At 71.0% G+C, this 6,389-nt stretch carries 6 protein-coding genes; 2 read left to right on the forward strand and 4 right to left on the reverse strand.

Annotated features, from left to right (window positions below):
• Positions 1–18: 18 nt before the first annotated feature.
• Positions 19–489 carry an NUDIX domain-containing protein gene (locus tag G6R25_RS07250; RefSeq protein WP_136449403.1) on the reverse strand — a complete coding sequence of 157 codons (471 nt, stop codon included), beginning with the start codon at positions 487–489 and terminating at the stop codon, positions 19–21.
• A 123-nt stretch (positions 490–612) separates the two neighbouring features.
• Positions 613–2,493, reverse strand: coding sequence for an ABC transporter ATP-binding protein (locus G6R25_RS07255; RefSeq protein WP_163552348.1), 1,881 nt, complete (start codon positions 2,491–2,493; stop codon positions 613–615).
• Between the two features lie 774 nt (positions 2,494–3,267).
• Between G6R25_RS07255 and G6R25_RS07260 the strand changes: the two genes are divergently transcribed.
• Together G6R25_RS07260 and nudC are read left to right on the forward strand one after the other, a co-directional pair.
• Positions 3,268–4,053: an enoyl-CoA hydratase/isomerase family protein gene (locus G6R25_RS07260; protein ID WP_163552349.1), complete on the forward strand. Its 786-nt coding sequence runs from the start codon at positions 3,268–3,270 to the stop codon at positions 4,051–4,053.
• A gap of 281 nt (positions 4,054–4,334) precedes the next feature.
• On the forward strand, positions 4,335–5,111 hold the full coding sequence (gene nudC / locus G6R25_RS07265) for an NAD(+) diphosphatase (protein ID WP_235947688.1): 777 nt from the start codon (positions 4,335–4,337) through the stop codon (positions 5,109–5,111).
• A gap of 21 nt (positions 5,112–5,132) precedes the next feature.
• Here the strand turns inward: nudC and G6R25_RS07270 are convergent, their stop codons facing one another.
• Together G6R25_RS07270 and G6R25_RS07275 are read right to left on the reverse strand one after the other, a co-directional pair.
• Entirely contained in the window at positions 5,133–5,624 is a 492-nt protein-coding gene (locus G6R25_RS07270) for an SAM-dependent methyltransferase (RefSeq protein ID WP_235826535.1), read from the reverse strand.
• A gap of 340 nt (positions 5,625–5,964) precedes the next feature.
• Positions 5,965–6,315: a winged helix-turn-helix transcriptional regulator gene (locus tag G6R25_RS07275; RefSeq protein WP_235947690.1), complete on the reverse strand. Its 351-nt coding sequence runs from the start codon at positions 6,313–6,315 to the stop codon at positions 5,965–5,967.
• Between the last annotated feature and the right edge of the window lie 74 nt (positions 6,316–6,389).

The raw sequence follows: 6,389 nt of genomic DNA on the forward strand, positions 1-6,389 counted from the left end.
GGGTCGGCCGTCGACGGATCATCCGGCGGGGGCGCCGTCCTCCAGGTAGACGGGCAGGAGCGGGGCGGCCAGGCACGCGGCGACCCGACGGGCCAGGCGCGCCGCCGCCCGCTCGGCGACCTCGGCGGGTGTGCAGTACCGGGCCGAGCGGATCTCCGCGGCCTGCAGGACGAGCGCGTCCACCGGGATCGGCGGACCATCCACGGCGAACAGGAACCGCAGCGCGTCCGCCCGGCGCGGGGTGGCGGCGAGGTGGTCGACGCAGATCAGCCGCCCCACCGGCAGGTCGAGCCCGAGCTCCTCGCCCAGCTCGCGCTGCGCGGTCTGCCGTGGGGACTCGCCGGGCTCGGCGATCCCGCCGGGGACCTCCCAGTTCGGCTTGTACGTCGGCTCCACCAGCAGCACGCGCCCGGCGTCGTCGAGCAGCAGACAGCCGGCCGCCACCGCCTTCCTCGACCGGGCCACGTAGTCGTCGAGCAACGCCGCCATGGCCGGCACGTTACCGCTCGTTGATCGGGTATCCGGTCCGAATGTCGCACCTGACGTGCCGGAAAGCCGCCGGCCGTCCTGCCCGAGCGGGGTGCGACGGCCTTTCCCGGTGGCTCTTTCGGGTTACCGCCGCGCCGGCGTCGCCCCGCGGGTGGAACGGCCCGGGGAGGTGGAACGGCCCGGAGAGATAGCCGGCACAGTTCCGATCCGGATGCCTGTGGTGTGCATCCGTTCCCAGGCCCCGCTGCCCGCGCGTGGCCTGCGGCCGGCCCCCGGGTCGATGACCCCGCCCCGGTCGAGCACGATGAGCGCGTCGGCCTGGGCCACCAGTCGCCTGTCGTGGGTGATCACCAGCACGGTCCGGTGGGCGGCAAGCCGGCGCAGGGAGCGCACCACGAGCCCGGCGACGTCGTCGTCAAGTCCCGCGGTCGGCTCGTCGAGGATCAGCACGGGCGAGTCGCGCAGCAGCGCCCGCGCGATCGCGACCCGTCGCCGCTGGCCGCCGGACAGCCGTCGGCCGCCCTGACCGAGCGGCGTCTCGTAGCCGTCGGGCAGCCGGAGCGCGAAGTCGTGCACCCCGGCGGCGCGCGCGGCCGCGACGACCCGGTCGGGGTCGGCGTCCGGGACGCCCCAGGTGAGGTTCTCCCACAGCGTGCCATCGACGAGCTGGCTGTCCTGGGCCACCACCGTCACCGCCCGGCGCAGCGATGCCAGGGTGACGTCACGCAGGTCCTGCCCATCGAGCAGCACGCGCCCCGCCGACGGGTCGTGCAGCCGCATCATGAGCTTCGTCAACGTCGACTTCCCCACGCCGCTGGGGCCGGTGAGCACGGACAACTCGCCAGGACGCAGAGTGAACGAGACGTCGTCGAGGGTCGGGCGGGTCGCCTCCGGGTAGGCCAGGCTGACCCGTTCGAAGCGGATGTGCCCGCGCACCCGCTGCAGCGGCCGGGCGTCGGGGTGATCCTCGACCTCCGCGGGATGGTCGAGCAGCTCGATGATCCGCTCGCCGGAGCTCACCGCGGTGCCGATGGACACGACGAGTTCGCCGAGCTCCTGCACCGGGCCGTACAGGTAGCCGAGGAAGCCGGCAAAGGACAGCAGGCCACCGACGGTCAGCCGGTCCTGGGAGATCTCCCAGCTGCCCATGCCCAGCACGACCAGCACGAAGACCGTCTCCAGCAGCGTGGCCAGCACGGCGTTCGCCGTCGCCATCCGATAGGCGACCAGTCGGGCCTCGAACCAGGCCGTGCCGTGATGGCGCAGCCGCCGCCGTTCGTGCTTCGCCATCCCGTGCGTCTGGATGATGGCGGCCGCGGTGATGTTCTCCTCGACCACGCCGGCGATGCGGCCCTCGGCGGCCCGTTCCTCCTGCGCGACCTCGTGCACCCGGCCCGCGAGCCGGCGGGTGAGCAGCCAGTAAAACGGTGCCGCGGCGCAGGCCACCAGCGCCAGGTCCCAGCGCAGCACGAAGGCGGCCGCGGTGAAGCACACCACGCCGCAGACGGCCGTGGTCGCTCCCACCAGCCCGCTGGCGGCGAGCTCGTCGACGGCGTCGACGTCCGAACCGAACCGGGTCATCAGATCGCCGGCCGGCCGCTCGGCGAAGAAGGTCGGCGACATGGTGTGCAGGCGGTCGAGCATCAGCTCGCGCAGCCGGGTCAGCAGCCGGCCCGACGCCTTCGCCTGCAGGCAGTGGCCCACGTAGGAGCAGGCACCGCCGGCGACGGCGACGGCGAGCCACAGGACCGCCGGCATGAGGAAGGCATGCGGCGAGGCCTGGACGAGCGCGGAGTCGGTGAGCCGGCCGAACAACCAGACCGTCACAGTCTCGCCGGCCGTGCTGGCCAGCACCAGTGCCGTCGCTCTGAGCAGCAGGCCGCGCTCGGGTCGGACCAGCGGGAGCAGACGCCGCAGCACCCGCCGGGCCGCAGCGGTTCCGCTTTCGTCCGCAGCCGCGCCTGCCGCGCCTGCCGCGGTACGCGCCGCGTGTCGCGCGGACATCTGTACCGCCCTTCCCGGCGGACCCGGGGTGCGGCGGCCATGGTCGCCGCACCCCGAGCTGTCACCGCTGAATCGCTGTCACCGCTGAATCGCTTTTACCTGTGGAACGGATTCTTCGGCAGCGGGGGAGGCAGCGGCTTCTTGTGCTTCTTCGGCTTCGGCGGCTGCGGAAGAATCTTCTTGAGTGGCATTGTCTAATTCCCTTCCGATTTGTCGACGGTATTGCCGACCGGAATCCACGATAGTGCGTCGGAGGGGATTTCTTCTGTGGATTACCTGGGTGTTCCTGTGGCTTTGCTGTGATGGTAGAAATCACAGTGGTGATTTTCGAGAGGATTTCGATCCAGTAGTTATGGAGGGTTTCTGTTTGCTCTGGGTGTGGTTACCGATGCTGAGTGTCGCGAGATCTGTACGATGTGCGGTCGATCGGCTTCGGATCGTGAGAGAAGTGGCGGTGGCGATCGGTGGCGATCGGTGGCGGCGACGGATCGGCGCAGGCGGCGGCGAGGGTCGGGAGGCATGCGCAGCGGCGCCGGGGGGACGGGACCCGAGTGGGGTGGCCCGAACCGGGGATGGGGCGGGAGCGGACGGAGTCCGGGCGGGCCGGCGTGAGACGGGCGGCGAGGGCCGGTTGCTGGTAGGTCTGTCAGGACAAGCCCGGCGCGGCCGGCGGAGACCGGCGTCCGTGGGCCGCGTGCCCACGAGCTCCGGTGCAGGCAGGACCTGCGGACGCAGGCAACCCGTGAAGGCTCGACCCGTGGAACGGAGACACCGATGAGCCCGCAGTTCCGGACGCTGAAGTTCGAGCGTGACGGTGGAGTGGCCCGGATCACCCTCAACCGTCCGGACGCCGCGAACGGCCTCAACCAGGAGATGGCCGCGGAGCTGGCCCGGGCGGCGGCCGCCTGCGACGGCGACCCGCCGGTCCGGGCCGTGCTGCTGACCGCGACCGGCCGCTTCTTCACCGCCGGCGGTGACGTGAAGGAGATGGCGAACCACGGCGATCGCATCGGCGTGGAAATCAAAAAACTCGCCGACGACCTGCACCGCGCTGTGTCGATCTTTACGCGGATGAACGCGCCGCTGATCGTCGCCGTCAATGGCGTCGCCGCGGGCGCGGGGGTCAGCATCGCGGCCGCGGGCGACCTGGTTCTCGCGGCTGATTCCGCCACCTTCACCATGGCTTACACCAACGTGGGGCTCAGCCCGGACGGCAGTTCCTCCTACGCGCTGCCCCGGTTGATGGGGTTGCGCCGTACGCAGGAGTTCATGTTCACCAACCGTCGGCTGTCCGCCGCGGAGGCCCTCGAATGGGGGCTGGTCACCCGGGTCGTGCCCGTGGGGGAGCTCGATGGCGAGGCGGCGGCGCTGGCGCAGCGGATCGCGGCGGGTCCGGCCGATTCACGCGGGGCCATCAAGCGACTGCTGGTGCAGACCTTCACCAACGGCCTGGAGACGCAGATGGAGCTGGAGGCACGCGAGAGCGCGCGCAGCGCCGTCGGCGACGGCCGGGAGGGCATCACGGCCTTCGTCGAGAAGCGCGCCCCGAAGTTCACCTGAGCGTCGCGCACCGCCCGTGCTCGCCCGAGTCGGCGCCGGCATACCGTGAGAATGTGCGCGCGGCTTGTACTGGAGGGTGTGACCTTGACTGACTTCGGGCTGATTCGGCCGCCTGTGCTGGCGGGTGCTGCCCTGCTGCGGGACGAGCCGTTGCGGCAGGACACCGGGCGGCAGAAGGAGGGCTGGGCCACCGCCCGGGTCGTCTTCGTCGACGAGGAGGGGCGCAGCCCCGTGCTGTGGCCGGTGCCTGGCGTCGAGGACGCGGACACCGGCCCCCTGTTGTGGACGCGACCGGCGCCGAGGTCGCAGGCTTCCCGCCGCCGGACGCGCTGCTGCTCGGGGAGTCCGACGGGATCGCGTACTGGGCGGTGCGCGGCGGCGCGGCGCAGGCTGCCGCTGGCGACGAGGTCAGGTGGCTCACCCTGTTCTCGGTCGGCGCGGAGCTCGACGAGCGCGACGCGGCGCTGCTGGCGGCGGCGGTCGCCCTGCTGAACTGGCACGGCCGGGCCCTGTTCTGCGCCCGCGACGGCTCGTCGACCCGGCTGGCCAACGCCGGCTGGGCGCGCATCTGCGAGGTGCACCGCCACGAGGAGTACCCGCGGACGGACCCGGCGGTGATCTGCCTGGTGCACGACGGCGCGGATCGGATGCTGCTCGGCCGCCACTGGGCCTGGCCGGCGGGCCGTTTCTCGGTGCTCGCCGGCTTCGTTGAGGCGGGCGAGTCGCTGGAGGCGTGCGTGGCGCGCGAGATCGGCGAGGAGGTCGGGCTCGACGTCACCGACATCCGCTACCTCGGCAGCCAGGGCTGGCCGTTCCCGCGGTCTCTGATGCTCGGTTTCCACGCGGTGGCCGATCCCGCCCAGCCGCTGCGCCTGGACGAGACGGAGATCAGCGAGGCGCTGTGGATCACCCGCGACGAGGTGCGCCAGGCCCTGGCCCGGGGCGACGACTGGGCCACCGTGGACGACTTGCCCGCGGACGCCACCCCGCCGATTCGCCTGCCCGGCCGGATGTCCATCGCCCGCGCCATGATCGAATCCTGGTCTGCCGCCGGCTGACCCGTCACCGACTGGGGCGCATCAGGGCTTTCGGGCGATGGCGCCGTAGACGCTGACCTGCGCGTCGGTGAGGTCCTCGGTGGTGGGGTCGGGGCGCCAGCGGTGGACGACCTGAACGCCGGGGTCGATCAGCTCCAGGCCGTCGAAGAAGCGCTCGACCTCGGCGCGGTTACGCAGCCGCATCGTGACGCCGCGGCGCCGGTAGGTTTCCGCGGCCGGTTCGAACGTCGGGTCGTGGTCGCCGGTCGCGTTCGTCAGCGCGAGGTAGCTGCCGGACGGGAGTGCGCCGACGAGCCGGCGGACGATGCCGTACGGGTCATCCGCGTCGTCGATGAAGTGGAAGATCGCGATGAGGGAGAGCGCGACGGGCTTCGTCAGATCGAGGGTGTCGCGCAGTTCGGGGGCGGCGAGGATGCGCGCGGGGTCGCGGATGTCGGCGTCGAGGTAGGCGGTGCGGCCCTGGGACGTGCTGGTCAGTAGTGCGCGGGCATGGGCGAGGACGATCGGTACCACCCCTGGGTTGCACACGTCGAAGGTGAAGCCGGGAGCTTGTCGGCTGTGTACCCCGCCAACGCCGCCCTGTGCAGGTCACGGCCACCAACGGAATACCCGCAGCATCGACGAGGCGATTACTGCGCCTGCGATCTTCTGTGTTTCGTCAGTCGAGAGCAATCCGAGCAGGGTGGTGGCGGCGGTAAGGGCCTGACCGAGCTGGTCGGCGGGTAGGTGCGGCGCGAGGGCCCCCAGCACCGAGGCCCGGGATCGCCACGCTGTCCGACCACAAGGAGCTGTGCGGGTACGGCATGACCAGTTGGGAGTCCTGGCGCCGTCCTGCGCGAGACATGCCGGGATGTCACTTGTCCACACGTCGCTCGTCGTAGTGACAGCGGGCGGCTTCGACCGCGTCGAGGTGATCGACAGCCCATTCCAGGATGGCGTGCACAGGGGACCGAAGGGTCCGGCCCAGGGGGGTGATGCGGTATTCGATCGCCACCGGCTCCGTGGACACGACCGCTCGCTCGACCATGCCGTTGCGCTCCAGTCGTCGCAGGCATGCGGTCAGTGACTTCGAGGTGACAGCGGGCAGGTATTGCCGGAGTTCGTTGAAGCGTCGGGAACGGTTGCACAATGCGGCCAGCACCAGCAGGGACCACTTGTCGAAGAGTTGGTCGAGCAGATGCCGGCCGTCGCCGTTGAGCTCCACTTTGGGCACGTCGGTCTCCCCCGCGATACCTGATTTCGTTGAAGTGTATCCGTACTACTAGATATACATCGGAT

Origin of the sequence: Candidatus Frankia alpina (assembly GCF_902806485.1) — a bacterium.
Lineage (GTDB): Bacteria > Actinomycetota > Actinomycetes > Frankiales > Frankiaceae > Frankia > Frankia alpina.